We start from the raw sequence: 309 nt of genomic DNA on the forward strand, positions 1-309 counted from the left end.
CCTCCAGCGCCGCTTCCGGCAGCGGCATCAGGCGCGGGGTCGCGTTGCGCGGACTCGTATCTGTCGGGCCGATGCGCAAGCCGAGCGGACGGCGCGACAGCGCCGGGCCGAGCGCCATGAATTGCCCGCGCTCCAGGGTCGCGAAAAGCCTCCGCCTGCCGCCGCTCCATGCCCAGAAGATCATGGGGGGTCTACTTGGCTTGCCGGTCACACAAACACGATAGGGTTTTTCTCGCGCCGTGCCATGCGGATCAATTCCGATAGTCCATCGGCAAATTCCCGAACCCATGCGTCGGTGCTGGATTCGAG

The 309-nt window shown here is 65.7% G+C and carries 1 pseudogene; it reads right to left on the reverse strand.

Annotated features, from left to right (window positions below):
- Window positions 1–182: pseudogene (locus E5W70_RS32775) on the reverse strand (ATP-binding protein); the annotation flags it as partial.
- Between the last annotated feature and the right edge of the window lie 127 nt (window positions 183–309).

The organism is Mesorhizobium sp., from assembly GCF_005063415.1.
Taxonomy (GTDB): domain Bacteria; phylum Pseudomonadota; class Alphaproteobacteria; order Rhizobiales; family Rhizobiaceae; genus Mesorhizobium.